Origin of the sequence: Vibrio coralliilyticus ATCC BAA-450 (genome assembly GCF_000176135.1) — a bacterium.
Taxonomy (GTDB): domain Bacteria; phylum Pseudomonadota; class Gammaproteobacteria; order Enterobacterales; family Vibrionaceae; genus Vibrio; species Vibrio coralliilyticus.
The window spans coordinates 1-26,460 of record NZ_ACZN01000006.1; the positions used below are offsets into that span (position 1 = coordinate 1).

A 26,460-nucleotide genomic window follows, 5' to 3' on the forward strand; every position below is an offset into this window, starting at 1 on the left:
CCTCATCCTTACCAAGGATGCGCTCTACCACCTGAGCTATATCAGCACTCAAATTAGAGTGGAGCGGGCAGCGGGAATCGAACCCGCATCATCAGCTTGGAAGGCTGAGGTAATAGCCATTATACGATGCCCGCAACACGTAACTCTGTGAGCTATTTCCTTAAGAATATGGTGGAGGGGGACGGATTCGAACCATCGAAGGCAGTGCCAGCAGATTTACAGTCTGATCCCTTTGGCCACTCGGGAACCCCTCCAAATTTTTAATCCATTTCACTCATAAAGGAGAAATGGTGCCGACTACCGGAATCGAACTGGTGACCTACTGATTACAAGTCAGTTGCTCTACCTACTGAGCTAAGTCGGCATAAGTGGTGCGCATTCTATTGAAGGAATCTCTACCTTGCAATAGCTAAATTAAAAAAAAATGCGATTTTAACCAGTTTCTGCTTATTTGCTGAAAAATCGCACAATTTACTCGATAAAAGCGTTTTATCTCCGCCGAGTTATTTGGCAATTTGCGCGGGTTGTTGTATTTTCGCAGCTCTCTATCGCGAATCTCAGTTAGGAAGACTATGACGCCATATCTCTCTTTTAATCGTCAGCAATGGGCCGAATTGCGTAATTCCGTCCCGATGACGCTATCCGAAGAGGATCTCATTGAGCTACAGGGCGTCAATGAAAGCCTAACCATGGAAGAAGCGGTTGAGATCTACCTGCCACTTGCGCGTCTACTCAACTTGTATGTTGCCGCCAGACAAAGTCGTAACTCTGTTCTCAACAACTTTCTGGACAATCAGGAAAGTGCGCCGCCTTTTATTATTGGCATTGCAGGCAGTGTCGCGGTGGGGAAAAGCACAACGGCTCGTCTACTTAAAGCGCTACTTTCGCGCTGGGAAAATCACCCAAAGGTTGAACTGGTGACGACAGACGGTTTTCTTTACCCTAAAAAGGTATTGAACGATCGCGGGATCATGCATCGTAAAGGCTTTCCTGAATCTTATGATATCAAGCGTTTGGTCGAATTTGTTTCGGATGTGAAAGCTGGCAAGCCCAATCTTGAAGTTCCCGTCTACTCACATATCACTTATGACATTACCGACAATGTCAAAGTAGTAGACCGCCCAGATGTGTTGATCATTGAAGGACTCAATGTTCTGCAAAGTGGTATGGACTATCCACACGATCCCCATCGTGTGTTTGTCTCTGATTTCCTCGACTTCTCTTTATATGTCGATGCAGAATGTGATGTTATTGAACAATGGTACGTGGAACGCTTCCTGAAATTCCGCTTAGGTGCCTTCACCAAACCCGGCTCTTACTTTAGTCACTATACCGAACTGACTGAGAAAGCGGCGATAGAGAAAGCGCACTCAATCTGGCAATCAATCAACGGCATCAACCTCACGGCTAATATTTTGCCGACCAAGGGTCGTGCTCACCTTATCTTGAAGAAAGCTCGCGACCACAGAGTCGAAGAAGTACTGTTGCGAAAATAGCGAGAATCTATCAAGGGTTGATGACATAGCCTCAACCCTTCTCGACGTTCTATTTCAACTCAGCGCCGTACTGGTTTTCACCTTCTGTTCCTTTGAGGAAACCGCACTCAACTAGAATCCAAACACCACATATCAATGCAGCCAATGAACTGAAGGCTTGCAACGTGGTTGATTGTGCCATCTGCGTGGGATCGCCAGCTGGTACTGTCATGCGCCCTATCACCAAGGGAACATTCAATAGTAGCCACCAGCTCGATTTACCTCTGTCATGCCATCGCTTGGCCGTTATTGCTAAATCTGGGATCAGAACAACAATCAAAAACACGGGCAAAAGCAAATGCGCCTGACTGGGAAACAACACATTCATGCCAGCGGCAAAGCCCACAATTATTGTGTAATAGACCACATTCCATATCCAGTAGATCTTTCGCCCTACTCGCCCCTGAAATGAAAACAACAGCTCTTTCATCGACATGATTCCTTACCTAAAAATCAAAATGTTAATTTAGCACTTTTTGAAAACACTCTTTATCCATATCTCGAATATTCACCGTCAAGCTATGGACGTGACTGGCTTGCTCCTGCAACACATCCATCAACTGGCGTGAGAGGTCTCGCTTTTGCTCCGCTGTTCTCCCGTCAAGCAGTTCAAAACTAATATGGATAAAGTCAACGTTATCGCCATCTTCTCCAATCAGCCAATTATGGCAGCGTAGCGCTCGGGATTTCACGGAAGGCGCGTCAAAAAGCCCGCATTGAAGCGCCACTTGATGCAGGTCCTCCAATAGACCTTGCACATTCACGCGTTCATCGACGGAGTTAGAGTATTCCATTACTAAATTTGGCATTGTAGTCCTCAAATGTAAGAGAGTTTCAAAAAATCACTAAAAATACTCCATCACTATTACCAATTTCAGCTGCTATTTCCGAGCGAAAAACCAGCATAATGCATTATGGATCACTGCTGAGAGCAGAGCTTATACCAATTATGCGCGGCTATAGCGGTAACCATTAAGTCAGAACCGAACAAGACATGACACTAGTCATGATTTGGTCGCTTTAATCTGTTATATTCCTACGAAGATTTTTTACATTAATGAACTTTCTACATTAAATACAAAGGGAGATATTCCTATGCGTCGTCCTGTAGTGATGGGTAACTGGAAACTTAACGGCAGCAAAGCAATGGTAAAAGAGTTGCTAACTGGCCTTAACGCGGAACTTGAAGGTGTTGAAGGTGTTGACGTAGCAGTAGCTCCACCAGCGCTTTACATTGATCTTGCTGAGCGCGTTATCGAAGAAGGCGGTAACAAGATCATCCTAGGTGCTCAGAACACTGACCTGAACAACAGCGGTGCATTCACTGGCGACATGTCTCCAGAAATGCTGAAAGACTTCGGTGCTTCTCACATCATCATCGGCCACTCTGAGCGTCGTGAATACCACAACGAATCTGACGAGTTCATCGCGAAGAAATTTGCTTTCCTAAAAGAGAACGGCCTGAAGCCTGTTTTCTGTATCGGTGAATCAGAAGCTCAAAACGAAGCTGGTGAAACTGAAGCAGTATGTGCTCGTCAAATCAACGCAGTTATCGATGCATACGGTGTTGAAGCACTTAACGATGCGATCATCGCATACGAACCAATCTGGGCTATCGGTACTGGTAAAGCAGCAACTGCTGAAGATGCACAGCGCATCCACGCTTCTATCCGTGCACTAATCGCAGCGAAAGACGAAGCAGTTGCAGCTCAAGTTGTCATCCAATACGGTGGCTCTGTTAAGCCAGAAAACGCTGAAGCTTACTTCTCACAACCAGACATCGACGGTGCTCTAGTGGGTGGTGCTTCTCTTGATGCGAAGAGCTTTGCAGCAATTGCTAAAGCAGCGGCAGCAGCTAAAGCGTAATTTTTCCTTTAGGAAAATTCTTATTAAGGTCAGCGCAAGCTGGCCTTTTTTGTGTCTCACACATCAATCAAGTATCCTACGCTTTTCCGCCCCAAAAGTAGTTGTACCGAATGCAGGATAAGCACGGCCTTTTGACTGGCCCCATCCCTCTCGTGCTCCGTCAGATGACCATTCCGATGACTTTCGGCATGGTGGCTATTCTGATGTTCAACTTAGTGGATACCTTTTTTATCTCTCTGCTCGGAACTGAAGCCCTTGCTGCCATCAGCTACACTTTTCCGGTGACCTTCGCGGTCAACTGCATCACGATGGGGATTGGCGTCGGGCTATCAGCCAATATCGGCCGCTTACTCGGGCAAGGACAATCCGAAGATGCAGCACGCTTCTCAAGTCATGGATTGGTTCTAGCGGTGACGTTAGTCGCGCTTGCATCTGGCTTAGGCTACTTCACCATTGACCCATTGTTCCTTGCTCTTGGTGCAGAACAAGAACTGCTGCCCCTGATAAACCAGTACATGCACATCTGGTACCTGACGATTCCATTACTTGTTGTCCCCATGGCAGGCAATAGCGCAATTCGTGCGACCGGGGATACCAAAACACCCGCCAAAATCATGATGCTTGCGGGCTTAATCAATGGCGTGCTCGATCCATTACTGATTTTTGGTTATGGGCCATTTCCTGAACTTGGGATCCAGGGTGCCGCCATCGCCAGTGCCCTAAGCTGGTTTGGCGCCTTAATCGGCTCACTGTATGTGTTGGTGAAAAGAGAAAAACTTCTCGCCTTACCCCACTTCAAAACACTATGGGCTGACTGGCGACAAATCCTAAAAATTGGCACTCCGGCAGCTCTCTCCAACGCGATGAACCCGTTGTCCGGTGCCATTCTGATGATGCTACTCTCCAGCCACGGCACCGCGGCAGTGGCCGCTTATGGTGCTGCCCAGCGGGTTGAATCCATCCTCATCATTGTATTGATGTCGCTAACTTCAACTTTGACACCATTTATTGCTCAGAATGTTGGGGCGAATAACCCTCAACGTAGCTTCGCTGGGCTATTCCTCAGCATGCGCTTTTCGCTGCTTTTCCAGTTTGGGATTTTTATCATGATGGTTCCGCTGAGCATTCCACTCGCGGCGCTTTTCTCTCAAGAACAAGCGGTGAAAGATCTGCTTTGGCACTATTTGCTTGTAGTGCCATTTAGTTACGGTTTTCAGGGAATCATCATGATGTTGGTGTCTGGCCTGAATGCACTGCATGAGCCGCTCAAAGCATTCCAATGGAGCTTTATGCGCTTGTTCATCTTTACCTTGCCTTGTGCATGGATTGGTAGCTACCTGTACGATATTGAAGGGCTATTTATAGGCATTGCGCTCGGCAATATATTGGGTGGCGTCCTGGGCTATCTTTACGCGTTGAGAGTCCGACGCCAATTCTTAGCAGAAGCCACATAGCAAAACACCGACCTTCAAGGTCGGTGTTTTTTTGATTCTTTACCGCTTAGTCGGCGATAAGCTCATCTTCTTCGGTGTCGAGCTCAACATCCAACGGTTCTTGAGACAAGATGACCCCAGTATTATCAGCGTAGAGGTAATCTTCGGGAATGAAGGTGACGCCTCCGAAATTCACTGGCACATCCACCTCACCCACACTCTGCGATACCGCCCCAACCGGAATTGAAGCGAGAGCTTGAATGCCAATACTCATGTCTTCCAGTTCATCGACCTCACGAACACAGCCATAAACGACTAGGCCTTCCCATTCGTTTTCTTCAGCCAGTGACGCCAATTCTGCATCAATCAAAGCACGACGTAATGAACCTCCACCATCAATCAGCAGTACCCGACCTAAACCATCCTGTTCGAGTACTTCTCGAATCAGACCGTTGTCTTCAAAACACTTCACCGTCGTGATCTGTCCAGCAAATGAGGCGCTGCCACCAAAATTGCTAAACATAGGTTCTACTACATCTACTTGTTCTGAGTAAATGTCACATAAAGCCGACGTATTGTATTCCATAGTGTTCCTTCCCATACGGTTCGTCATCTCCATCGAGTATATAGGGACATTAAGTCATTGCAATGACAAGACTCAATTAACTGGCCAGAGTTTGAGCTATAACCACACCAGCAAACAATAAGTTAGTCACCAGCGAGCACTTCACAATGACTGGCATCATAGGGGCGATTTGCGCAGGCTGCTCTGCCTGCCACACGGCTTTACCATGCTTGTAAATCACCAGCACGCTCAATAAGAACGGTAAGCTCAGCCAAACAGGTACCGGCTGAAGCAGCAGATAGACAATAAACGCAACGACAGCCCCTGCCAATAGCATCGTGTGGTAGTGCTTCGCATTCTTCTGCCCAAGGCGCACCGCAACTGTGCGCTTTCCGCATTCTTCGTCGTTTTCAATATCTCGCATATTATTAATGTTCAACACAGCGACGGCGAGTAAACCACAACCTATAGCGGGTAAAACCAACAAAGGCGCGACGATACCAGTATGGAGGAAGAAAGTGCCGGCGACGCCAAGCAAACCAAAAAAGATAAAGACGGACACATCACCCAGCCCGACATAACCATAAGGCTTATTACCCACGGTGTAGGCGATGGCGGCAACAATTGCCAGCACACCTAAGCCGATGAAAGCCAAAATACTTTGTAGACTGTCGAGTGCATAAAAAACGAGGGCTAAACCAACAAGCATGGTCAAAATGATATTAATCACGATCGCCTGTTTCATGTCAGCCTGAGTCACAGCGCCCGACTGGATCGCGCGCATTGGCCCGAGACGTTTGTCGTTATCTGTGCCTTTTACCGCATCACCATAATCGTTGGCTAAGTTGGACAGGATCTGCAATAACGTCGCAGTGAGAAACGCTAAGATAGCAATCATCCAAGAAAACTGATGAGTAGAATATGCCAGCACACTACCGGTTAAGATCGATACCAGTGCCAATGGCAGTGTTTTTGGTCGAGCAGCGTCGAGCCAGATACGTAAGGACTGTTTCATACTGACTAGTGTAGTCTCATAATCGAGTGCTAGAATTGTGGCACATCAAAGTTAGCGTAGAAACAAAAAAAGGCCACCGAAGTGACCTTTTCTAAATCTTGAGTAAGTTTACGCTTACTTAACGCGACCTACGTATTCACCAGAGCGAGTGTCCACTTTAATCACTTCACCAATAGAGATGAACAGAGGCACTCGTACAACAGCACCCGTTGTTAGTGTTGCTGGCTTACCGCCTGTACCTTGAGTATCACCTTTAAGGCCTGGGTCGGTATCCGTTACTTCCAGCTCAACGAAGTTTGGTGGCGTTACAACGATTGGGTTACCGTTCCAAAGAGTTAGCATACAAGAGTCGTTTTCAACCAACCACTTCGCATTTTCGCCAACTGCTTTTACATCCGCTGCAATTTGTTCGAATGTTTCGTTGTTCATGAAATGGTAGAATTCACCGTCGTTGTACAGGTAGTCCAGATCGATATCCATTACGTCCGCAACTTCTACAGTGTCGCCTGACTTAAATGTTTTCTCTAGAACTTTGCCTGAAAGCAGTTTACGGATTTTAACGCGGTTAAATGCCTGACCTTTGCCTGGTTTTACATACTCGTTTTCGAGAATGACACAAGGCTCATTATCAAGCATAATTTTAAGACCGCCTTTGAATTCATTCGTGCTAACAGTAGCCATTTTTTCCTCTTACCATTCTTCGAGTTAAATTTAATGCCGCACATCATAACCCGAAAAGTCGAATCTGTTGAGCAAAACTGGCTCAAACAGCTAGCGAATGGGATCTCTGATCCTGAAAAACTTCTGCTGCAACTGGAAATTGATCCTTCTCCGTGGCAGAGCGGGTTTGAAGCGCGCAAGCTATTCGCCCAACGAGTTCCGCAAAGTTTTGTTGATCGAATGGAGAAAGGCAATCCGTTTGATCCCTTGCTGCGTCAGGTTTTACCACTCTCAGAAGAATTCGATGTGCATTCTGGGTATTCAACCGATCCTCTCGATGAACAAGACAATCAGGTACCGGGGCTACTGCATAAATATCGTAACCGAGCATTGATGATCGTGAAAGGAGGGTGTGCGATCAACTGTCGCTATTGCTTCCGTCGTCATTTCCCATATAACGAAAACAAAGGCAATAAATCTGTATGGTCGCAGAGCCTAGATTATGTACGACAGCACCCAGAGCTGAACGAAATCATTCTTTCAGGAGGGGATCCTCTAATGGCCAAAGATGAAGAACTTCAATGGCTCATCGGGCAAATTGCAGATATTCAGCACATTAAACGCTTGAGAATTCACTCTCGCCTACCTGTTGTGATTCCAGCTCGCATCACCACCACCTTCACCAAGCTGCTCGCCGGTACTCGCCTGCAGGTCATTCTCGTCACGCACATTAATCATGCCAATGAGATCAATCAGGAACTGAGAGATGCGTTAAGTTCACTCCGCCGTGAGGGTGTTACTCTTCTCAATCAAGGCGTCATGCTTAAAGGTGTCAATGACAGTGTTGAAGCTCAAGTGGCACTCAGCGAGTCGTTATTTGATGCGGGCGTGCTGCCCTACTACATTCATGTATTAGATAAGGTACAGGGCGCGGCGCACTTTTTTATCTCTGATCAGCAAGCCAAACAGATCATGGCGGGCGTCATTGAGCGGGTTTCTGGTTATCTGGTACCGAAACTCACCCGTGAAATCGGCGGCCGAGCCAGTAAAACGCCACTGGATTTACATTTAGAATAATGATGAAAAACAAACAAGGTTTTACTCTGATTGAACTGGTGATCGTGATTGTGGTGCTCGGCATTTTGGCCGTGACGGCCCTGCCTCGATTGCTCAATTTGCAGTCCAATGCCCGCACTTCGGCTTTGCAAGGTTTGAAAGGAGCCATGCAGGGTGCCAACGAGCAGGTGATTGGTCTGGCATCAGTAGAGAATCTAAATGCGCTTTCCAGCGCAACACTAACCATTGAAGGCGATGACGTCGCGATCGTTTACGGTTACCCGAAAGCAGACAATGCTAACGCTTGGTCACAATTACTGGAAACCACCATTGAAGACGCCACATTTGGGTCAGACGGTGCCGATTGGTATTTCAGCAATACCGATCCCAATGATGGTGTGATTCTTTACCTCCCAGCCGACCGCCGTCAGACAGCACAAAATTGCTACCTGCAATACAGTGAAGCCACCTCCTCCTCAGAACCGAGCTTTAGCCTGACCACTTCCGGCTGTTAACCGCTATTTATCCTTAAGACAAATATCTTTTGTTCGCCTAAACCGAGACCACTCTGCATACTTCGCGGTTTAGGAGAACACTATGTACATTTTGCAAGATTCCTTGCTCGACTTAGGCCCCTTTGATTGGCATGCCCTCCTGTGCTGCGCGATAAATGGCCTTCTCATTGGTGTCGAACGTCAAACAAGGGGCAAACCAGTCGGTATAAGAACTTCCATTCTGATCATCGCTGGTACTTATCTGTTTATGTCAATGGCAGCCTCTCTTTCGCCTAACACCTTAGATCAAGCGCGAGTGCTGGGTCAGATCATTACTGGTGTTGGATTCTTAGGCGCTGGAGTGATGATGACATTGGACGGTAAAATCCATGGCGTAACGTCAGCTGCCGTGATTTGGTTGCTGGCAGCCTTGGGACTTATGATTGGTCTTGGCTATTTGCAGCAATCTGTTGTCATTACAGTATTGGCACTGATTGTTTTGCTCGGGGTCGATAAAGCCGAGAATCGAATTCAGGCCCTACGTCGTGGCGTGCATCAGAAAATTCAGCGGCGCAGGAGCTCAAACATCAAAGAGAATTCCCCCTCGCGCGAGACATAAAAAAACCACCCAATTGGGTGGTTTTCTTTTATTCATTGCTGCTTAGAATAACTCTTCCGCAACTTTGTAAAGGTCTTCACGTACTGGACGTTTCATGTTTTCAATCGCGTCGATAATATCGTGATGAACCAGTTGTTCTTTCTGGATACCGACACAACGGCCGCCTTTACCATCCATCAGTAGGTGGACAGCATAGTTACCCATACGAGAAGCTAATACACGGTCAAATGCGGTTGGACGACCACCACGTTGGATGTGACCCAATACTGTCGCACGAGTTTCACGGCCTGTTGCCGTTTCAATCTCTTTAGCCAACTCATTGGCGTCCATCATCAGCTCAGTCAGAGCAATGATCGCGTGCTTCTTACCTTTCTTGATGCCGTCTTGGATATTGTTGATCAGCTTCTGCTTATCCAGTCCCGTTTCTGGTGTGATGATGTACTCACAACCGCCAGCAATCGCAGACATCAAAGTCAGATCGCCACAATGACGACCCATGATCTCTACAATAGAGATACGCTGGTGAGATGAAGAGGTATCACGCAGGCGGTCAATCGCATCAATAACAGTGTTGAGCGCCGTCAGGTAACCGATAGTGTAATCAGTACCAGCAATATCGTTATCGATGGTGCCTGGTAGACCAACACATGGGTAACCCATTTCTGTTAGTTTCTTCGCACCCATGTATGAACCGTCACCGCCAACAACAACTAACGCTTCAATACCATGTTTTTTAAGGTTTTCGATCGCTTTTTCACGCACAGCAACGTCTTTGAATTCAGGGAAACGTGCAGAGCCTAGGAAAGTACCACCTTTGTTGATCACATCAGATACGCTTGAACGATCAAGCTTCTTGATACGGTCTTCGTACAGGCCCAAGTATCCATCATAAACGCCGAAAACTTCTAAACCTTCCGATAGAGCTGTGCGAACCACGCCGCGTACTGCCGCGTTCATGCCTGGTGCGTCACCGCCACTTGTCAAAACACCGATCTTCTTAATCATGCTCACCCTCGATTTTTGGGAATCTTATTTCAATTTTTACGTCAGCAATTTTCAGCCAAATTACTGACAAGATTCTTATAGCTGCGCAATATGTTACCTTGACGGGCAAGGAATACTACTTTTATTTGCACGAAATTATGTAACTTTTCTACTTATGTAAGAGTATTACAGCTTTGCGCTTTCACTGATTTGATACATATCAGGATCACAGTGAATTGTCGTCCCGATGAAAAGATAGTCAATAAGCGCGGTTTTGTCGCTGCGGGCTACCCCTTCCTAATCCTGGTTTACCAATCTTGGATTTTTTGCTCTTTCTCTGGCCCGAAAACTACTGAATAAGGATCCTGGTGGATCAATACATCGGCATGGGGGAATAGCTCAAGTAGCTGATTCTCAACCTGATCGGAAATGCGATGTGCTTCAATCAAAGGAATCTGATCCTCAAGCTCCAAGTGCAGCTGAATGAAACGTGTTGGACCTGACATACGGGTCCTCAATTGATGAACTCCTAAGACTCCATCGACAGACAGGCAGCATGCTTTGATCGCTTCCAGCTCTTCATCTGGCAACTTACGGTCCAGTAAGGTCTGAATCGCTTCCCGTACCATCTGCACAGCGCTATAAAGAATGTACAGACCAATGCCCACTGCAAACACGGCATCTGCCTGAGTTACACCGAACCAACTCAAACCAAGCGCCAACATAATCGCAGCGTTCATGTACAAATCGGACTGATAATGCAAAGAGTCCGCAGCAATGGCCTGGCTGCCCGTTTTCCTCACAACATGTTTCTGGAACTGCACCAGAGCGAAAGTGACCGCAATGGCAAACATACTGACGTACACCCCGTACTCGGGAGATTGCAATTCATGAGGCCTGAAGAAGCGCTCAACACCATTGAGAATAAGAAATACCGCAGAGCCAGAGATAAACATCGCCTGAGCCAATGCAGCCAGAGACTCCGCTTTGCCGTGGCCAAAGGTGTGTTCCCTGTCGGCAGGTTGCAGTGAATACCTGACGACAAAAAGGTTGACCAGAGAAGCGGCAATATCAAGCATAGAGTCAATCAATGAGGCGAGTAAGCTGACCGAGCCCGTTACCCACCACGCCGCCAGTTTTACCACCAGCAGTAACGTCGCGACAATCGTAGCTGTCCAAGCAGCCAGTGTCACCAAGCGCGCATATTCGTGTTTCATAAAGTAAAGCGTTTGAAAAACATTACCTTAAGTATAACCCGCAAATTATTGAATAAAAATGATACAAAAAAAGGCGGCCAATTGGCCGCCTGAATCTGCATACAAATATCAGCTGTCGCTAAAACGCTCCTGCATCTTCTCTAAACGCTTTTCAGAGCGCTCTTTCTGCAGCTCAACATATTTGGTTTTCTGCTCCGGTGTCAGAATGCTCAGCATCTGATGTTGCTTTTCAAGCATCTTCACTCTGCGCTCAGTCTGCTTCTCAACCATTTGCTTAGCCAGCTCGTTGGCTGCTGCTTCATCGAATGTATCAGCGAGTAGCAACGCCTGAACCTTTTCTTTATTAGCCTGCATCTCTGCATGATGGCTTTCAAAGTTATCTTTGAACTTCGCTTTCATTTCCGTTTTGTTGGCTTGGCGCATTTCTTTCAGTTGATCTTTTTGCGCATCGGTCAAGTCCAGCTGGCGCATAATGCCGCGGTCAAAGCCAAATTCACCATGTGGGCCTTTCTTGTGGTCTTTACCACCGTAAGCAAATGCACTCGCGGTACCTAATGTGAGGGGAAGAACAACGGCAGCCAATACCAGTTTCTTTGCAGTTTTCATAATCGTACCTTTCATATCCAGAGGGATGGAATCAAGCTGTCTCGACAGCGCTTGAGTGTAGATTACGAACTGCAACGTAAAGTGACGTCTAGAGAGCGTAAAGAATCGTAAAGAGCAAAAATTAAACTAAAGCTCTCGACGAATAATCAGTAATATTAGTGTAACCGATATGATTGAGAGACGTATTCCATGGCCAACATCCTATTGATTGACGATGACACCGAACTGACCAGCCTGCTCAAAGAAGTACTGACATTTGAAGGTTATCGCGTATCTGAAGCCAACGACGGAGAAGCAGGGCTTGAAGCCATTAACGACAGCATAGATTTAGTGCTGCTCGATGTCATGATGCCTAAGCTGAATGGAATGGAAACCCTTAAGCGCTTGCGTGAACACTGGGAAACCCCTGTCTTGATGCTGACTGCGAAAGGCGAAGAAATTGACCGTGTCATTGGCTTGGAACTAGGCGCTGACGATTATCTACCAAAACCTTTCAGTGACCGTGAATTGCTGGCCCGAATCCGTGCTATTTTACGTCGCACTCAATCGAAAGGCGGCAACAAAAACAGTGATTGTATTCAGTATCAGGACATCAAAATCTATCCGGGCAGCAGGAAGCCTACTGCCAAGAGCAGTACCTAGATCTGACCACCACGGAGTTCGCACTCCTGAGCCACTTTGTCCAGCATCCAGGCGAAACGCTGACCAAAGAAACGCTCAGCTTAGATGTTCTGGGCAAACGCTTAGCAGCATTTGACCGCGCCATTGATATGCACGTATCCAACCTACGCAAAAAACTGCCTGAGCGCGAAGATGGCAAGTCTCGTATTAAAACGCTGCGCGGACGCGGCTATTTGCTGGTTGAGGAAAGTTGATGCGTCTGCCTAAGATCACCAGCCTATACGGGCGTATCTTTGCCATCTTCTGGTTTACCATGTTTTTGGTGCTGATCGCCGTGCTGTCGTTACCTCATTTGGATCCAAGAAAATCGAGGGATATTCCGACCGATCATTATAAAAAACTCATCGGGATCAAACAGAAGATAGAGAAGAACTTTGCGCGCGAACAGGATCTTCGCCGGATTATATTCCAGCTTGAAGGTCCAAAGCGTTCACCACGCGATCCCCACCCTCGCTTTGTTCTGACAGATCTGGAAGGCAATATTCTGACCACGCGTGACCGCAAAGATTTCAAACTCAAAGCCGTACAGAACTTTATCACCAGTATCGAAAACCCTGAACATCCTAAGCAAAGATTGTATGGCCACTATATGGTGGCAGGCCCACTTCCCATTACTCTGGCTAAGAGAGATCTTCTGCTCTACGTCGGCATGAAGTGGAATCAACCATCACCATTTTTGATTCGCCTGTTTGATAAACCATTTCAGCTGCTGTTCGCAGTGATGCTGGTCAGCACTCCTCTACTGCTTTGGTTAGCATGGGCGTTAAGTCAACCCGCTCGTAAGTTGGAGCGCGCTGCTAAACGGGTCGCGAAAGGCGAATTTTTTGTCGACCCACAACTGGAAAAAGGCACGTCTGAATTCCGTCAGGCTGGTAAAAGCTTTAACCAGATGGTTGAAGCAGTAAATCAGATGATCTCTGGTCAACAGCGCTTGTTATCCGACATTTCACATGAGTTACGCTCTCCACTGACTCGATTGAGAATGGCCACGGCCTTAGCGTCACGCAAGCAAGGAGAGAGCCCTGAACTCAATCGAATTGATACCGAGGCACAGCGATTAGAACAGATGATCGGCGAACTTCTCGAGCTGTCTCGAATGCAAGTCGACAGCCATGTTGAGCGTGAACAACAACCTATTGGTAGCCTGTGGGAAGCGATACTCTCTGATGCGCAATTTGAAGCCGAACAGATGCACAAAACACTCCGCTACGATGCTATTCCAGAGCGTACCATTTCGGGCAATCCTAAATTACTGATGAGTGCTGTTGACAATATTGTGCGTAACGCCATTTATTACGGTAAAGACGTCATTCAGGTGTCACTGAGCATCCATTCTGATCAGCTCACAATTGCTGTCGATGACAATGGCGAAGGTGTTCCCGAGCAAGAACTGGAAGCCATTTTCCGACCTTTCTATCGGGTCTCGACCGCACGAGATCGCCACAGCGGCGGTACAGGTTTAGGATTAGCGATCACCGAAAACGCGATTCGACAGCACAGTGGCTCCATACAAGCACTGCGCAGTGAGCTCGGAGGCTTGAGAGTAGAAATTCGTCTACCACTCGTACCCATGCAATAACCTTATAAAAACACAGTTGATAATGGATCTCATTATCACTTAAAGTAAATCCTTCAATTACGGAGGATTTACTATGTCTCACACTTTCCCAGAATTACCTTACGCATACGACTCACTCGAACCTTACATTGATGCTAAAACCATGGAAGTCCATTACAGCAAGCATCACCGCACTTACTTCGACAAATTCGTTGCTGCGGTCAAAGGGACGGAGCTGGAAGATGCCTCACTAAGCGACATCTTCGCCAATATATCTCAGCACTCTCCTGCTGTACGCAACAATGGTGGTGGCTACTACAACCATATCCTTTACTGGAATTGCATGGCACCCGGTGCAGGTGGTGAACCTGAAGGTGAATTAGCCAAGGAAATTGACGCTACTTTCGGTGGCTTCGAGCAGTTTAAATCTCTGTTTGCCGAAGCAGCCATCAATACATTTGGCTCCGGCTTTGCCTGGCTAGTTGTCAAAGATGGCAAGCTGCACATTGCATCCACCAGCAATCAGGACAACCCTTTAATGGATGTTGCGAGCGTTCAAGGTGAGCCTATTTTAGCGCTGGATGTATGGGAACACGCTTACTACATCAGCTATCAAAACCGTCGCCCTGAATACATTGACGCTTGGTGGAATGTGGTTAACTGGGATGTGGTTAGCGAGAACTATGCAGTAGCACTAGCGCAAAACGCATAGCAAAAACTCACCATTTCAGGCTTGGCGGCATTTTAAAGCCGCCTTATACTGCTTAGCTTCCCAGCAGATGATAAGAAATTAACACTATGTTCGATATCGCCCTTTATGAGCCTGAAATTGCCCCAAATACAGGAAACATCATTCGCCTGTGTGCTAACTGTGGTGCAAACCTGCATTTAATTGAGCCATTAGGGTTTGATTTAGAAGAGAAAAAAGTCCGCCGCGCTGGGCTAGACTACCATGACTTAGCACGTGTCACTCGCCATAAAAACTATCAAGCGTTTGTTGAGTACCTAGAAAAAGAGCGTCAAACCTTCCGCATTTTTGCCTGTACGACAAAAACAACTGGTCATCACGTCGACGCAAATTTTCAACAAGGCGATGTTCTATTGTTTGGCCCAGAAACCCGTGGCCTGCCAGCAGAGTTGATTGAGAGTATGCCAATGGAACAGCGCATTCGCATCCCAATGATGCCCGATGCTCGCAGCCTCAATTTATCTAACGCAGTCGCCATTATCGCTTTTGAAGCTTGGCGTCAGATGGGCTTTGAAGGTGCTCAATAGCATCAAAAATTGGATATAAAAAACGGACTCAAATGAGTCCGTTTTTTATATTTACCGAAATTCAGACAGGTCTATGGGCGAGCCACAAAACCAACCGCTTCGTATGCTTTCTTTAGTGTCTCAGCTGCGCGAGCTGAGGCTTTTTCAGCACCCTGCTTCATCACTTGATCCATGTATGCGCGATCTGCACGAATACGATGATATTCAGCTTGAATAGGCTCGAGCATCGCTACAATCGCTTCACCCACATCTTTCTTAAATGGACCGTACATCTCAACACCTTGGTATTGCGCTTCGATCTCTTCAAAGCTCTTACCTGTTGCTGCCGAGTAAAGACCCATTAAGTTAGAGATACCCGCTTTGTTATCCCAATCATGGGCAATACGTGGTGGCGTTTCTGCATCTGTCTGAGCTTTGTTGATCTTCTTGATGATCGATTTAGGCTCTTCGAGCAGAGTAATCACGTTCTTACGGTTATCGTCTGATTTCGACATCTTCTTCGTCGCATCCTGAAGACTCATAACACGTGCATTCACAGTCGGAATGTACGGTTCTGGCACTTGGAAGATTGGCTGCTCAGGCGAGTAGATATTGTTGAATCGGTTAGCGATATCACGAGCTAGCTCAAGGTGCTGTTTCTGGTCACTACCCACAGGTACTTGGTGTGCACCGTATAGCAGGATGTCCGCTGCCATTAGTACAGGGTAATCGAACAGGCCAACGTTCACGTCGCCAAACTGGCTTGAGCTGTCTTTCGAATAGCGGGCAGACTTATCTTTAAACTGAGTCATACGGCTCAGCTCGCCCATCTGGGTGTAACAGTTAAGAAGCCAACCAAGTTGAGCATGCTCTGGTACGTGTGACTGAACAAATAGCGTGCTCTTTTGTGGATCAACACCAACTGCCAGACAGATCGCTAATGCGTCTAGAGTCGCTTCATGCAGTGCTTTCGGCTCCTGACGAACCGTGATCGCATGAAGGTCTACAACACAATATTGGCAATCGTAATCGTCTTGCATCTGTTGCCATTGACGTAGAGCACCCAAGTAGTTACCGATACTTAGTTCACCTGATGGTTGAACACCACTCAATACAATGGGTTTGCTCATGGGAATAGTTCCTTTGACTTCTTATCTAAAAAATGAAAAAAACCGTGTGGATTCTAGCCACACGGTTCACTCAGTGTACTCATTAACGAGTATTTTGGAAGATCTTTTGTTGCCACTAAGCGGAAACCGCTACCACATCCACTAGATCTGCGATTGTGTCTGCAACAAAATCCGGTTGAGACTGCGAAATTGGCTCGCCGTGATTGTATCCGTAAGTCAAACCGAACGAAGCGCAACCCGCATTTTTCGCTGCCAGAATGTCATTCTTGGAATCGCCCACCATCAACATTTCTTGTGGCTGACAACCATGTTTCTCAAGCAACCAGGTCAATGCCATTGGGTTCGGTTTTTTCTCTGGGAAAGTATCACCACCAATCACATCAACAAAGTACTTATCAATGCCGTGCTTTGCCAACACATCAGGTACGAACTTCGAAGGCTTGTTGGTCACCAGCGCCATTGTAAAACCCGCTTTGTGCAGCTCGGCCAAGGTTTCTTTAACCGCAGGGTAAAGGTGGCTTAGCTTGTGCCCGCTTTGCTCATAATAATCATCGAAAGAACACGAGCTTTGGCATGCAGTTCTGGATCCAAATCAGGCGATACCGTTAGACTGCGACTCAGCGAGCGCCCAATAAGAACATCAGCGCCGTTCCCTACGTAGTCACGAACTTGCTCTTCCGTTACTGCTGGGTAACCTAGTGCTTGTACAGCCTGGTCAGCAGCCACGGCTAGGTCAGGCACGCTATCCAATAACGTTCCATCCAAGTCAAACGCGATAAGTTTAATATTGCTCATTCAATTACTCTGCCTTTGCTAATTCAGCACGCATCTGGTCTATGACTTCTTTGTAGTCAGGTTGGTTGAAGATCGCGGAACCCGCCACAAACATATCCGCACCCGCTTCAGCGATTTCTCGAATGTTGTCCACTTTGACACCACCATCAATTTCCAGACGGATATCGCGGCCAGACTCATCGATCATCTTGCGCACTGCGCGTAGCTTATCCAATGTTTTAGGGATGAAAGATTGACCACCAAAACCTGGGTTCACTGACATCAAAAGAATCATATCGATCTTATCCATGATGTATTCAAGGTGAGAAAGTGGTGTTGCTGGGTTTAGTACCACACCCGCTTTACAACCATGTTCTTTGATCAGTTGCAGTGTGCGATCAACGTGTTCAGACGCTTCAATGTGGAAGGTAATCATAGACGCACCGGCTTTGGCAAAATCCGGAATAATACGATCGACTGGCTTCACCATCAGATGCACATCAATCGGTGCAGTAATACCGTAATCACGCAGAGCCTGACAGATAGGAGCTCCAAAAGTCAGGTTAGGAACGTAATGGTTATCCATAACGTCGAAGTGAACCACATCTGCACCCGCTGCGAGCACTTTTTCAACATCTTCACCAAGACGAGCCATGTCTGCAGACAAAATGGATGGAGCGATAAGGAAATCTTTCATACCTGACCTCTAGAATTTATTGGGCAAAACCATTGAATACAAGTTGAGCGCAATTCTACCGAAGCTAAAGGCCAGAAGATAGATGAGATAAGAGAAATGTCGTTAGTGCTGATCGTCTGGCTTAAACAATGCCAGTAGTTCATCCACTTTATTACGCCCAGCGCCATTGCGGCTGATGGTGCGCTTCACTTTAACAACATTGAGTTCCGCACCGTGGTACAAGCGGCGGGTGAGCGTGGTATCGTGATTAGAAATCAACACCGGAATATGGCGCTCTTTCGCCGCTCTTTCAGCTACATCCGCCAAGGCTGCCTGATCATCTAACGTAAAACCGTTACCGGCATAGGAGGTAAAGTTGGCGGTATTAGACAGTGGCGCATACGGCGGGTCGCAATACACTACACTGCCTTTACGAGCACGTTTAAAGGTATCGGTATAGCTTTCACATACAAACGTCGCTTTCTTGGCTTTTTTGGCAAAGAATTCCAGCTCAGCTTCAGGGAAGTATGGCTTTTTATACGAGCCAAAAGGAACGTTAAAACCACCTTTCTTGTTGTAGCGACAGAGGCCGTTAAAACCGAAACGGTTCATATACAGAAAAGCCAAAGAACGGTACATCACGTCGTCCGTCGCATTAAACTGCGCTCGGATCGACAAATAAGCTTCTTTGCGATTATTCTCAGGCACAAACCAACGCTTTGCTTCGGAAATATACGCTTCCGGGCTCTCTTTGAGTAAGTTGTAGAGATTAATCAAATCTGGGTTGATGTCTGCAAGTAGGTACTGCTCATAGTCAGTATTCAGGAAAACCGAACCAGCGCCAACGAACGGTTCAACCAGCTTACGCCCTTCAGGCAAGTATCGCTGGATATCTTCGACAAGTCCGTATTTTCCACCTGCCCATTTCAGGAAGGCACGCTGCTTCTTCATCTACTGCTCTATCTATCAACCACAAATTAAGGCTGCGGAATGTAACATATTTTCCCGCTAAGCTCAGCGTTATTTCACTCGATCAATTTCACGGTGGACCTGACTGAGAGATTTAGCCCAAGGATCCAGCTGCTGTATATCAGCTGGAAGCGCTTCAACGGCATCTCTCGCCACCTGAATGGTTGGATAGTTTTGATAAGTGATGATAAACCACTCTACTTCGTTGCGAACAGTCGGGTATATATACACATTGTCAGCCAAATTATGCTTATCTAAGAAGACTTGTACATCCTCCAGAGAACGCACAGCGGCTAATTGAAGGGTATAACTGCGAGGGGAGAAGCTCTTCAGCTCATCTTTCGTGAAAGAAAACTTCACAATCGGCTTTTCTACCTGAGTGGCAACCTCAGTTTGTGCGGCAGGCTCAGCCACCGCACTCGCTGTTGTGTCAGGTACATCCACTTTAGGGACTGATTGCTCAACCACTTCTTGTATCGTTGTCGTGTCGACTTTCTCAGGCTTACCTTCCAACAGTGCATCTACGACTTCTGAGGTAATCACAACGCGCTGATGATCATCCGAAGCATTACCTACACTCGAAGTTTGCTCGGTCACTGCCGGAGGAAGGGATTCCGAATCATCTTCTGCCGAAGACAACATAGGATCAGAAATCGGCTCTTCACTTATTGAGCCTTGCTGTTCAGTATCAGATTGAGCATCAACCGGTAACGTTGGAATCACAGTCTGCTCGATAGAGTCTGTCATCTGTTGCGCTTTGTCATCTGGCGAAGGTTGGCCCATCATCCACCAATAACCACCACCTATCAGCACCAGCAACGTAATCACCACCAATGCAATATTGATTGGTGAACCAATGATTGAGCGGATAATGATCCTTTTTTCCACTTTATGATCCCCTAAAGCCATAATCTCACCCGGACGACGGGCAACAGTTCGGTATGCGTTACGTACACGCTTCTCTCTCTCATCTTCGACAAAGCGAATCACCAGGTGTTCAAAGAATCGATCCGCTTCAGCCTGGGTCAGCGCTTCAATCTCTAAATCAATCGGCTTGTGATCCTGACCATAGCTAAGGCGGGTCAACAACACATCAAGACTATTGGACTGAGCGAACAAAACCACGTTGATTGTCCAAGCCGGATTTTCCTGCGCTTCGAGAATCAACATCCACAATTCAGAGACAAAGGATTCCTGCAGTAAATCGGCATCATCAACGACGATAACAGCATCGCAGCTTTCCCCTTCCATCTGGCGGGCAAAACTTTCGGCTAATGGGTCGGCAGGATTGAACATCGGCTCAGAAAAGAGCTGAGTCAGAATCATGGTGCGGCGTTGTTGGTCATCCTGACTTGGATGACACATCAGGAGCGATTGGTTTTTATCTGACGCCCACGCTTCAAGGTATCGTTGGGCGAGCCAAGATTTACCGGCTCCTGATGCACCGCCAACAGTGACTAAGTTTGACCCGAAGTTAGTCAGCAATTGCATTCGCTCAAGCAATTCTACTTGAGAATCTAACTCCAACACACGGGATTCATGCGTCAAACTCATTCAACCATCCTAATGACAGTCCACTGTCTAAAGAAAAGAACTTAGATATCGCGACAAAAATCGATCGCTTGCTTGATGACCGATTCAGGCACACCTTTAACTACTTCTGCGCTGCCGATGCTGGTTGGCAACACTAAACGCAGTTCACCAGAGAGCACTTTTTTATCGCGCATCATGTGTTTCATGAAGTCGTCAAAAGTCATAGTGTCTGGTGTATGCACAGGCAAATGTGCTCTCTTCAGTATAGAGAGAATTCTCTCTACTTGCTGCTCTGTGATAAGCCCTTGAAGCTGCGCAGTTTTTGCTGCCATCACAGTGCCGGAAGAAACCGCTTCGCCATGTAGCCATTTACCATAACCTAACTCAGCTTCGATCGCATGACCAAATGTATGACCTAGGTTCAGTAATGCACGAATGCCGGACTCTTTTTCATCCTGAGCCACCACTTCCGCCTTAATTTGGCAGCAGCGTGCAATGGCATAAGTCAATGCCTGCTCGTCGAGTTCGTACAGCTTGTTAAGGTTCTCTTCTAACCAGACAAAAAAGTCCTGATCGTAGATGATGCCGTACTTGATTACCTCAGCAATGCCAGCAGCAAACTCGCGCTCAGGCAACGTCGCTAGGCAGTCGGTATCAATGATCACTGACTTTGGTTGGTAGAAGGCACCAATCATGTTCTTACCCAGCTTGTGGTTCACCGCTGTTTTACCGCCAACCGACGAATCCACCTGAGACAGCAAAGTGGTCGGAATTTGGATAAAGTCGACGCCACGCTGATAGCACGCTGCAGAGAAGCCAACCAAATCACCAATCACACCTCCACCAAGGGCAATGACAACAACATCGCGAGCGAAATTACCTTCGAGAAGGTAGCTCATCACGGTATTGAAAGTATCCAGCGATTTGTACTGTTCGCCATCTGGTAGCTCAAGAACTGAGGCTTCACAGCCCACTTGCTCAAGAAGAGATAAGATTTTATCGGCATACAAAGGCGCTACCGTGACATTGGTAATCACGACAACTTTTTGTTTCGCTGATAAAAATGAAAGGTGGGCCGGATCATTGAATAATCCGGCACCAATTGAGATTGGATAGCTACGCTCACCTAAACTGACCGTAATCCGTTCCATGGGTATTCTCCAGTTGCTAAAATTTAACGTATTAACGTTCTTCTAGCATTTTTACGATCTGGTTGGCTACCACTTTTGCACTTTGATCGTCAGTACGTACTGTGTAATCCGCGATTTCTTCGTAAAGAGGGTTGCGTTCACCAGCCAGTGACTCCAACACATCACGAGGGTTATCCGTCTGTAGCAGAGGACGTTTCTTGTCACGGTTGGTACGTGCAAGTTGCTTTTCAATCGTTGTTTCTAAATAAACGACGATACCGCGAGCCGATAAACGGTTGCGGTTTTCTTTACTCTTGATAGAGCCACCGCCTGTTGCCAGAACAATACCATGTTCTTCTGTCAGGTCGTTGATCACCCTTTCTTCACGGACACGGAAGCCTTCTTCGCCTTCAACGTCAAATACCCAAGCGATATCTGCGCCAGTGCGCTCTTCAATCACAGTGTCCGAGTCAACAAACTCCATATGAAGTTGTTGAGCCAAGTGTCTACCAATTGTACTTTTGCCGGCACCCATTGGGCCAACAAGAAAAATATTGCGTTTTTCAGCCATGTTCAGCAGTAATTTACAACGTTAATTCAATGACATCGCCACAAGAAAACCAAGATTTCTCTGGTCAAAGATATGCTTGTGGCACCTATTCCTCACAGATAATTCGTGATAAGACCCGAAATTATCTAGATAAGGTGACACTAATGCAAATTTATTTTTGCCTGTTTGTTGATTGATTAAGGCGCAACCACTGTTGGCGTTACAAAAATCAACAACTCGCTCTTACCCATTTGCTGATAAGTTCGTCGAAAAAGCCCACCTAGCAAAGGAATGTCGCCTAACAACGGAACCTGATCGACCGTATCCGAAACACTGTGCTGATAAATGCCTCCCAGAACAATGGTTTCGCCATTATTGACCAGTACCTGAGTACCGATACGTTGCGTGTCTATCGCAACAGCTTCCCCAGTGCCGGTTTTGACCACTTGACCCGGCCTATCTTGGGTGACATTCAGATCCAGAATCAAACGGTTATCCGATGTGATTTGCGGGGTGACTTTTAAACTTAACACTGCTTTTTTAAAATTCACGCTGGTTGCACCGCTTGAGGCCGCCTCTAAATAAGGAATTTCAGTCCCCTGCTCAATGTAAGCAGGTTGCTTGTTGGTGGTAATCAGACGCGGACTGGATATAACTTCTGCTCTCGATTCCCTTTGCAACGCTGACAATTCTAAATCCAGTAAAGTGTCACTGCCCAGCTTAGCGACCTGAAAAGCAATCGTCGAAGCGTTCACGGACGTCGCCGCTAAGTTGACGTTGAGAAAATCGTCCAGTGACGAGTCCGAATCCCCATACAGATTGAGATTGGCTAAGTTATTTTCTATCGAGCCTCCCACACTGTGACTGCCGTTGGTCGAACTGAACCCCCAACGCACACCCAACTCCTGTAAATCACCTTCATTCAAGCTGACTATGCGCGCCTCAATTTGTACTTGTTTCACCGGCACATCTAATGCCGTAATGATCGCCTTCATCGCTTGAATATTGATAGCAACATCGCGAATTAACAGGCTATTGGTTCGAGTATCGATTGAAATCGCCCCTCGTTCAGACAACATCCGCGTCGCAGCGCTATCGCTCAGTAATGCCGCAATATCTGCCGCTTTGGCAAACCTCATAGCGATAATCTCAGATTCTAACGGTTGAAGCTCAGCCGTGACTTTCTCCTGTTCCAACTTTTGTTGTCTGAACTGAGCAATTTCAGCCGCCGTTGCCACCAGCAACACACTGCCATCCATGCGCTTCTCTAATCCCTTCATACGCAAAATGATATCGAGTAACTGTGGCCACGGAACCTCCTTCACTCTTAGGGTCAGATTGCCAGACACGGCATCTGACACAACCAGATTAAAATCGTTGTAATCCGCAATCTGCTGCAATACCTGGCGCACCGGAATATCCTGAAAATTGACGGAAAGCTTGTCTGACACCTTTCCCTCTATCTCAAGTTCATGCTTCATCTCCTCACTGCTTGCAGCATTAAGCGTAATCACCAAACTAAACAGCAGCACACCGAGCAACCTTGCTTTCTTAAAAACCATTTTCGATATCACCTAGTTCATCGCTAACCTGACATTTCTGGCAGTCCAGCACCCTTGATGATCTTTCACCATCTCACGAATTTGAATCACATCTGAGGAAATGCTGGTGATGGTGCCTTTATTGACACCGATTGAGTGCCCGAGCTTAGATTTTATAATGTTCCCAGAAGGAAGCTCGATCAGTGCAGTTTGCTCACGCTCTTTGCCCATCGTACCGGCCAGTCGCAGTTGCTGAAGAGGATAACCTACCAGCTCACCCTTTGAAGCGACGTTAGGGTTCGACTGACAAAGTGGCTTCTCGGTACGAACGTGTGAAATGCTCTCAGGTAATGCAAAAGGATCTCGCTCTGATTGAAAATCAGAAACCACTAGTAGATGAGGTTTATCAATAGTAGAGATAAAGTCCGAGCTCTCGTCCTGTTGGTGCTGAGCAGCTTTAGGCACAAGCAGTTCAATAGGCTGTTGATTGGCTCTACATCCTAGCAATACCAATATAATGAATAGCATGGCGAACTTAGTTGGCATCACTCACCTCATGGTTAGATTGAAAGAGATAGATGCGGCCTTTGACATGCAGTCTATTACTGCCAGCCTGTACTCGTCGCCAGTGCAAGGCATCAAAGTGAACCGGATAAGATAACGTTAAGATTGATCGAAAGAAGGCCGTAATTTGACGGTAACGCCCTGTGAGCTCAAATTGCAGCGAGCGTTGTAGGTAGGAATCTGCATGTGTTTGACTTCCCTGAACTATGCGTGGAAACACCAAATCATGTTGCTCCGCAATCCGATGAAGATCACTCAAAACTTGGGGTAATTCCATCGGCTGCAGTACTTGTTTTTCCAGCAAGTTATTTCTTTTCCGCAGAGAGTCTAGCTCACTTTTACGTTGTTCTAGAGACGACACATTGTGACTTTTAGACTGAATAGCACTTAGTTGCTGTTTCTCCTTGGCCAGTTGCGAATCCAATCGCGCGAGTTGTGAGGACAGAAAAAGGGCGTAGCCCAATAACAACAATACCAATAGATAAGCACCTAACATGATACGCTTCTGGAGCTTAGGTAACTGAGCTAGCGTCACCAGGTCAATATCACGTAGATCAATCATGTTTTGGTTCCACTAGCTCAAAGGTCAATGTGAAAACCTGATAGTTTTGCTGACTCTGTGACTGATGGTGTAACACCGATTGCATGGCAACCGACTCAGCTATAGGCGTCCGATCAAGTTGCGCTAACAGCGTAGACAACTGCTCTGTTGTGGATGCAATGCCATGAAGCCTGACCTGTTTTCCTGTGGTGTGCATCTGCTCTAGATAGACGTGGTTTGGAAGTACGCTAGGCAATAGGCTCTCTAGCTGGGCGATTAGATAGCGTCTAGCATCCAGATTGCGCAAAGCAGCAAACTCACTGTTCAATTCTTCTATCTCTTTTTCGATGGCACTTAACTGAGCTTGTTGCTGCCCGAGCTTGCTATCCCACCTTGTCAGTTGCTCGACTCTCCCCTGTTGAATATCCAGTTGTAACTGCAAATATCGGCTCACGCTCGCGATGCTAAGCACAGCAACAACACTTACTGCAAAAAGACTCAGCAGGAATCGACGGATTTGCATCTGACGTTGTCTTTCACGCCAAGGCAGCAGATTAATATTAAGCTGCATTATGCTTCTCCAACCAAGAAGCACCACTTAACGCTAGCCCAAGTGCTTGGGAGAATTGAGGACCGAAGTCTGCTCTCGTTTCTTGCTTGCAGCAGAACAAATCACCCAGCTTAAGCGGAATACACGCCAGTCCCGCATCGGACTGCATTGTTTGGATAAACGAAGAGAAAAAATGGATTTCACCACTTAACCAAATCCCGTCAGGTTTGATATCCAGTAGCCGAATATGGAGAACTAACTTTTCTAACGTTTTGCAAATAACGTCATGTTCCAGACTTTCCAAGCTGAACGTTTTGTCTATCAGGCGTAATGGCTCAGCTTCACAATACAACGCGATACTGTGCCAGTTGAAGTCAATCAGTAACCAATTTGACTGTTGATATTGTTTTGCAGCACGTCGCCATAACTGAGCAAGGTTATGTGAATAGGGGTTGATCAGAACAGGCTCCATACCCGCTTTAAGGCATGGCGCAACCCGACTATCCACACACCCTTTTCTCACCGCGTAGACTTGATAGTCTTGCGCCTTATCGTGGGACAGTGAGGTAAAATCCAAATACAGCGCTTCCACATCCACAGACGACTGCCTCGCAAAAGCTTGAGTAATCGCGAACTGGCATTCGGCGTCACTCAAATTGCTATCTATTTGTAATTGCTTACTTATTACTGAACTATCAGGAACACTCAGACACACTTTGCGACTAAATAGTGGCAAAGCCTTTCTTAGTTCTTTGAGTTTCTTTACAATTTTCTGATAATTTAACCTGTAGTTATCAGTGAAAATGTCCGCTTCGACTGGCATTTGGTGATAACCAACAAGTGCAAAAGTGTCTTTTTCAGGTTTTAAGACCACCGCTTTGATACTCTGGTGGCTGATATCTATGCCTGTAATTAGTGATTTACCCATATAGCTCAGCTCCATAAACTTGCTTAGCGCT

At 46.7% G+C, this 26,460-nt stretch carries 28 protein-coding genes, 3 tRNA genes and 2 pseudogenes; 10 read left to right on the top strand and 23 right to left on the bottom strand.

From position 1 onward, the window contains the following. Positions 1 to 59: 59 nt before the first annotated feature. The 3 genes from VIC_RS00400 to VIC_RS00410 form a co-directional block, all read right to left on the bottom strand. Positions 60 to 134 (bottom strand) — tRNA-Gly (locus VIC_RS00400). 35 nt (positions 135 to 169) lie between these two features. Then, positions 170 to 254 (bottom strand) — tRNA-Tyr (locus VIC_RS00405). Between the two features lie 34 nt (positions 255 to 288). Continuing rightward, positions 289 to 364: transfer RNA gene (locus tag VIC_RS00410), tRNA-Thr, on the bottom strand. Positions 365 to 572: 208 nt separating this feature from the next. Here VIC_RS00410 and coaA point away from each other — a divergent pair. Continuing rightward, the gene (gene coaA / locus VIC_RS00415) at positions 573 to 1,496 is read left to right on the top strand and encodes a type I pantothenate kinase (RefSeq protein WP_006957118.1); all 924 of its coding nucleotides are present in this window, start codon (positions 573 to 575) and stop codon (positions 1,494 to 1,496) included. A gap of 49 nt (positions 1,497 to 1,545) precedes the next feature. Here coaA and VIC_RS00420 read toward each other — a convergent pair whose 3' ends face one another. Both VIC_RS00420 and VIC_RS00425 read right to left on the bottom strand, forming a co-directional pair. Further along, complete coding sequence (locus VIC_RS00420) at positions 1,546 to 1,971, bottom strand: DUF805 domain-containing protein (RefSeq protein ID WP_039951080.1); 426 nt, start codon at positions 1,969 to 1,971, stop codon at positions 1,546 to 1,548. 25 nt (positions 1,972 to 1,996) lie between these two features. Beyond that, positions 1,997 to 2,344 carry a 5-carboxymethyl-2-hydroxymuconate Delta-isomerase gene (locus tag VIC_RS00425; RefSeq protein ID WP_006957120.1) on the bottom strand — a complete coding sequence of 116 codons (348 nt, stop codon included), beginning with the start codon at positions 2,342 to 2,344 and terminating at the stop codon, positions 1,997 to 1,999. Positions 2,345 to 2,630: 286 nt separating this feature from the next. Between VIC_RS00425 and tpiA the strand changes: the two genes are divergently transcribed. Continuing rightward, positions 2,631 to 3,401 (top strand): triose-phosphate isomerase, encoded by a 771-nt coding sequence (gene tpiA, locus VIC_RS00430; protein WP_006957121.1) that lies wholly within the window; start codon positions 2,631 to 2,633, stop codon positions 3,399 to 3,401. A gap of 110 nt (positions 3,402 to 3,511) precedes the next feature. Beyond that, complete coding sequence (locus VIC_RS00435; protein WP_172974068.1) at positions 3,512 to 4,855, top strand: MATE family efflux transporter; 1,344 nt, start codon at positions 3,512 to 3,514, stop codon at positions 4,853 to 4,855. A gap of 46 nt (positions 4,856 to 4,901) precedes the next feature. Here the strand turns inward: VIC_RS00435 and rraA are convergent, their stop codons facing one another. The 3 genes from rraA to efp form a co-directional block, all read right to left on the bottom strand. Beyond that, positions 4,902 to 5,420: a ribonuclease E activity regulator RraA gene (rraA, locus tag VIC_RS00440; protein WP_006957124.1), complete on the bottom strand. Its 519-nt coding sequence runs from the start codon at positions 5,418 to 5,420 to the stop codon at positions 4,902 to 4,904. Between the two features lie 76 nt (positions 5,421 to 5,496). Further along, positions 5,497 to 6,414 (bottom strand): 1,4-dihydroxy-2-naphthoate polyprenyltransferase, encoded by a 918-nt coding sequence (locus VIC_RS00445; RefSeq protein ID WP_006957126.1) that lies wholly within the window; start codon positions 6,412 to 6,414, stop codon positions 5,497 to 5,499. Between the two features lie 114 nt (positions 6,415 to 6,528). Then, complete coding sequence (gene efp, locus VIC_RS00450; protein WP_021458016.1) at positions 6,529 to 7,095, bottom strand: elongation factor P; 567 nt, start codon at positions 7,093 to 7,095, stop codon at positions 6,529 to 6,531. 33 nt (positions 7,096 to 7,128) lie between these two features. Here efp and epmB point away from each other — a divergent pair, with 33 nt between their 5' ends. From epmB to VIC_RS00465, 3 genes are all read left to right on the top strand, one after another. Then, on the top strand, positions 7,129 to 8,151 hold the full coding sequence (gene epmB, locus VIC_RS00455; RefSeq protein WP_006957129.1) for an EF-P beta-lysylation protein EpmB: 1,023 nt from the start codon (positions 7,129 to 7,131) through the stop codon (positions 8,149 to 8,151). 2 nt (positions 8,152 to 8,153) lie between these two features. Next, positions 8,154 to 8,645, top strand: a complete 492-nt coding sequence (locus VIC_RS00460; RefSeq protein WP_039951081.1) for a type II secretion system protein — start codon at positions 8,154 to 8,156, stop codon at positions 8,643 to 8,645. Between the two features lie 82 nt (positions 8,646 to 8,727). Continuing rightward, positions 8,728 to 9,243: an MgtC/SapB family protein gene (locus VIC_RS00465; RefSeq protein ID WP_006957133.1), complete on the top strand. Its 516-nt coding sequence runs from the start codon at positions 8,728 to 8,730 to the stop codon at positions 9,241 to 9,243. A 42-nt stretch (positions 9,244 to 9,285) separates the two neighbouring features. On the opposite strand, the gene pfkA is transcribed toward VIC_RS00465, so the two are convergent. From pfkA to VIC_RS00480, 3 genes are all read right to left on the bottom strand, one after another. Continuing rightward, positions 9,286 to 10,248 carry a 6-phosphofructokinase gene (pfkA, locus tag VIC_RS00470; RefSeq protein WP_006957135.1) on the bottom strand — a complete coding sequence of 321 codons (963 nt, stop codon included), beginning with the start codon at positions 10,246 to 10,248 and terminating at the stop codon, positions 9,286 to 9,288. Positions 10,249 to 10,535: 287 nt separating this feature from the next. After that, the gene (gene fieF, locus VIC_RS00475) at positions 10,536 to 11,444 is read right to left on the bottom strand and encodes a CDF family cation-efflux transporter FieF (protein ID WP_006957136.1); all 909 of its coding nucleotides are present in this window, start codon (positions 11,442 to 11,444) and stop codon (positions 10,536 to 10,538) included. Positions 11,445 to 11,552: 108 nt separating this feature from the next. Next, on the bottom strand, positions 11,553 to 12,050 hold the full coding sequence (locus tag VIC_RS00480; protein ID WP_006957137.1) for a CpxP family protein: 498 nt from the start codon (positions 12,048 to 12,050) through the stop codon (positions 11,553 to 11,555). 189 nt (positions 12,051 to 12,239) lie between these two features. On the opposite strand from VIC_RS00480, the pseudogene VIC_RS00485 reads away from it, so the two are divergent. The 4 genes and pseudogenes from VIC_RS00485 to trmL all read left to right on the top strand — a co-directional run bounded on the left by VIC_RS00485 (position 12,240) and on the right by trmL (position 15,564). After that, positions 12,240 to 12,925, top strand: a pseudogene (locus tag VIC_RS00485) (response regulator). Then, a complete protein-coding gene (cpxA, locus tag VIC_RS00490; protein ID WP_006957139.1) occupies positions 12,925 to 14,310 on the top strand; it encodes an envelope stress sensor histidine kinase CpxA in 1,386 nt (461 codons plus the stop codon). The pseudogene VIC_RS00485 and the gene cpxA overlap by 1 nt, the downstream one beginning before the upstream one ends. A 73-nt stretch (positions 14,311 to 14,383) precedes the next feature. Further along, complete coding sequence (locus VIC_RS00495) at positions 14,384 to 15,001, top strand: superoxide dismutase (protein WP_006957140.1); 618 nt, start codon at positions 14,384 to 14,386, stop codon at positions 14,999 to 15,001. An 86-nt stretch (positions 15,002 to 15,087) separates the two neighbouring features. Next, positions 15,088 to 15,564, top strand: coding sequence for a tRNA (uridine(34)/cytosine(34)/5-carboxymethylaminomethyluridine(34)-2'-O)-methyltransferase TrmL (gene trmL, locus VIC_RS00500; RefSeq protein ID WP_006957142.1), 477 nt, complete (start codon positions 15,088 to 15,090; stop codon positions 15,562 to 15,564). A 71-nt stretch (positions 15,565 to 15,635) separates the two neighbouring features. On the opposite strand, the gene trpS is transcribed toward trmL, so the two are convergent. From trpS to pilM, 12 genes and pseudogenes are all read right to left on the bottom strand, one after another. Then, complete coding sequence (gene trpS / locus VIC_RS00505; protein WP_006957143.1) at positions 15,636 to 16,673, bottom strand: tryptophan--tRNA ligase; 1,038 nt, start codon at positions 16,671 to 16,673, stop codon at positions 15,636 to 15,638. A gap of 115 nt (positions 16,674 to 16,788) precedes the next feature. Further along, positions 16,789 to 17,468: pseudogene (locus tag VIC_RS00510) on the bottom strand (phosphoglycolate phosphatase). Positions 17,469 to 17,472: 4 nt separating this feature from the next. Next, positions 17,473 to 18,144, bottom strand: a complete 672-nt coding sequence (gene rpe / locus VIC_RS00515; RefSeq protein ID WP_006957145.1) for a ribulose-phosphate 3-epimerase — start codon at positions 18,142 to 18,144, stop codon at positions 17,473 to 17,475. Positions 18,145 to 18,246: 102 nt separating this feature from the next. Beyond that, positions 18,247 to 19,074: a Dam family site-specific DNA-(adenine-N6)-methyltransferase gene (locus VIC_RS00520; RefSeq protein WP_006957149.1), complete on the bottom strand. Its 828-nt coding sequence runs from the start codon at positions 19,072 to 19,074 to the stop codon at positions 18,247 to 18,249. 69 nt (positions 19,075 to 19,143) lie between these two features. After that, on the bottom strand, positions 19,144 to 20,646 hold the full coding sequence (locus VIC_RS00525) for an SPOR domain-containing protein (RefSeq protein ID WP_006957151.1): 1,503 nt from the start codon (positions 20,644 to 20,646) through the stop codon (positions 19,144 to 19,146). A gap of 41 nt (positions 20,647 to 20,687) precedes the next feature. Continuing rightward, entirely contained in the window at positions 20,688 to 21,776 is a 1,089-nt protein-coding gene (aroB, locus tag VIC_RS00530; RefSeq protein ID WP_006957153.1) for a 3-dehydroquinate synthase, read from the bottom strand. A gap of 31 nt (positions 21,777 to 21,807) precedes the next feature. Next, positions 21,808 to 22,326 (bottom strand): shikimate kinase AroK, encoded by a 519-nt coding sequence (gene aroK, locus VIC_RS00535; protein ID WP_006957155.1) that lies wholly within the window; start codon positions 22,324 to 22,326, stop codon positions 21,808 to 21,810. Positions 22,327 to 22,502: 176 nt separating this feature from the next. Then, a complete protein-coding gene (locus VIC_RS00540; RefSeq protein ID WP_006957157.1) occupies positions 22,503 to 23,867 on the bottom strand; it encodes a type IV pilus secretin PilQ in 1,365 nt (454 codons plus the stop codon). Positions 23,868 to 23,879: 12 nt separating this feature from the next. Beyond that, positions 23,880 to 24,392 (bottom strand): pilus assembly protein PilP, encoded by a 513-nt coding sequence (locus tag VIC_RS00545; protein WP_006957158.1) that lies wholly within the window; start codon positions 24,390 to 24,392, stop codon positions 23,880 to 23,882. Then, positions 24,382 to 24,972, bottom strand: coding sequence for a type 4a pilus biogenesis protein PilO (gene pilO, locus VIC_RS00550; protein ID WP_006957159.1), 591 nt, complete (start codon positions 24,970 to 24,972; stop codon positions 24,382 to 24,384). The genes VIC_RS00545 and pilO overlap by 11 nt, the downstream gene beginning before the upstream one ends. Beyond that, the gene (locus tag VIC_RS00555; RefSeq protein WP_006957160.1) at positions 24,965 to 25,522 is read right to left on the bottom strand and encodes a PilN domain-containing protein; all 558 of its coding nucleotides are present in this window, start codon (positions 25,520 to 25,522) and stop codon (positions 24,965 to 24,967) included. The genes pilO and VIC_RS00555 overlap by 8 nt, the downstream gene beginning before the upstream one ends. Beyond that, on the bottom strand, positions 25,512 to 26,429 hold the full coding sequence (gene pilM, locus VIC_RS00560) for a pilus assembly protein PilM (protein ID WP_006957161.1): 918 nt from the start codon (positions 26,427 to 26,429) through the stop codon (positions 25,512 to 25,514). The genes VIC_RS00555 and pilM overlap by 11 nt, the downstream gene beginning before the upstream one ends. Positions 26,430 to 26,460 lie beyond the last annotated feature (31 nt).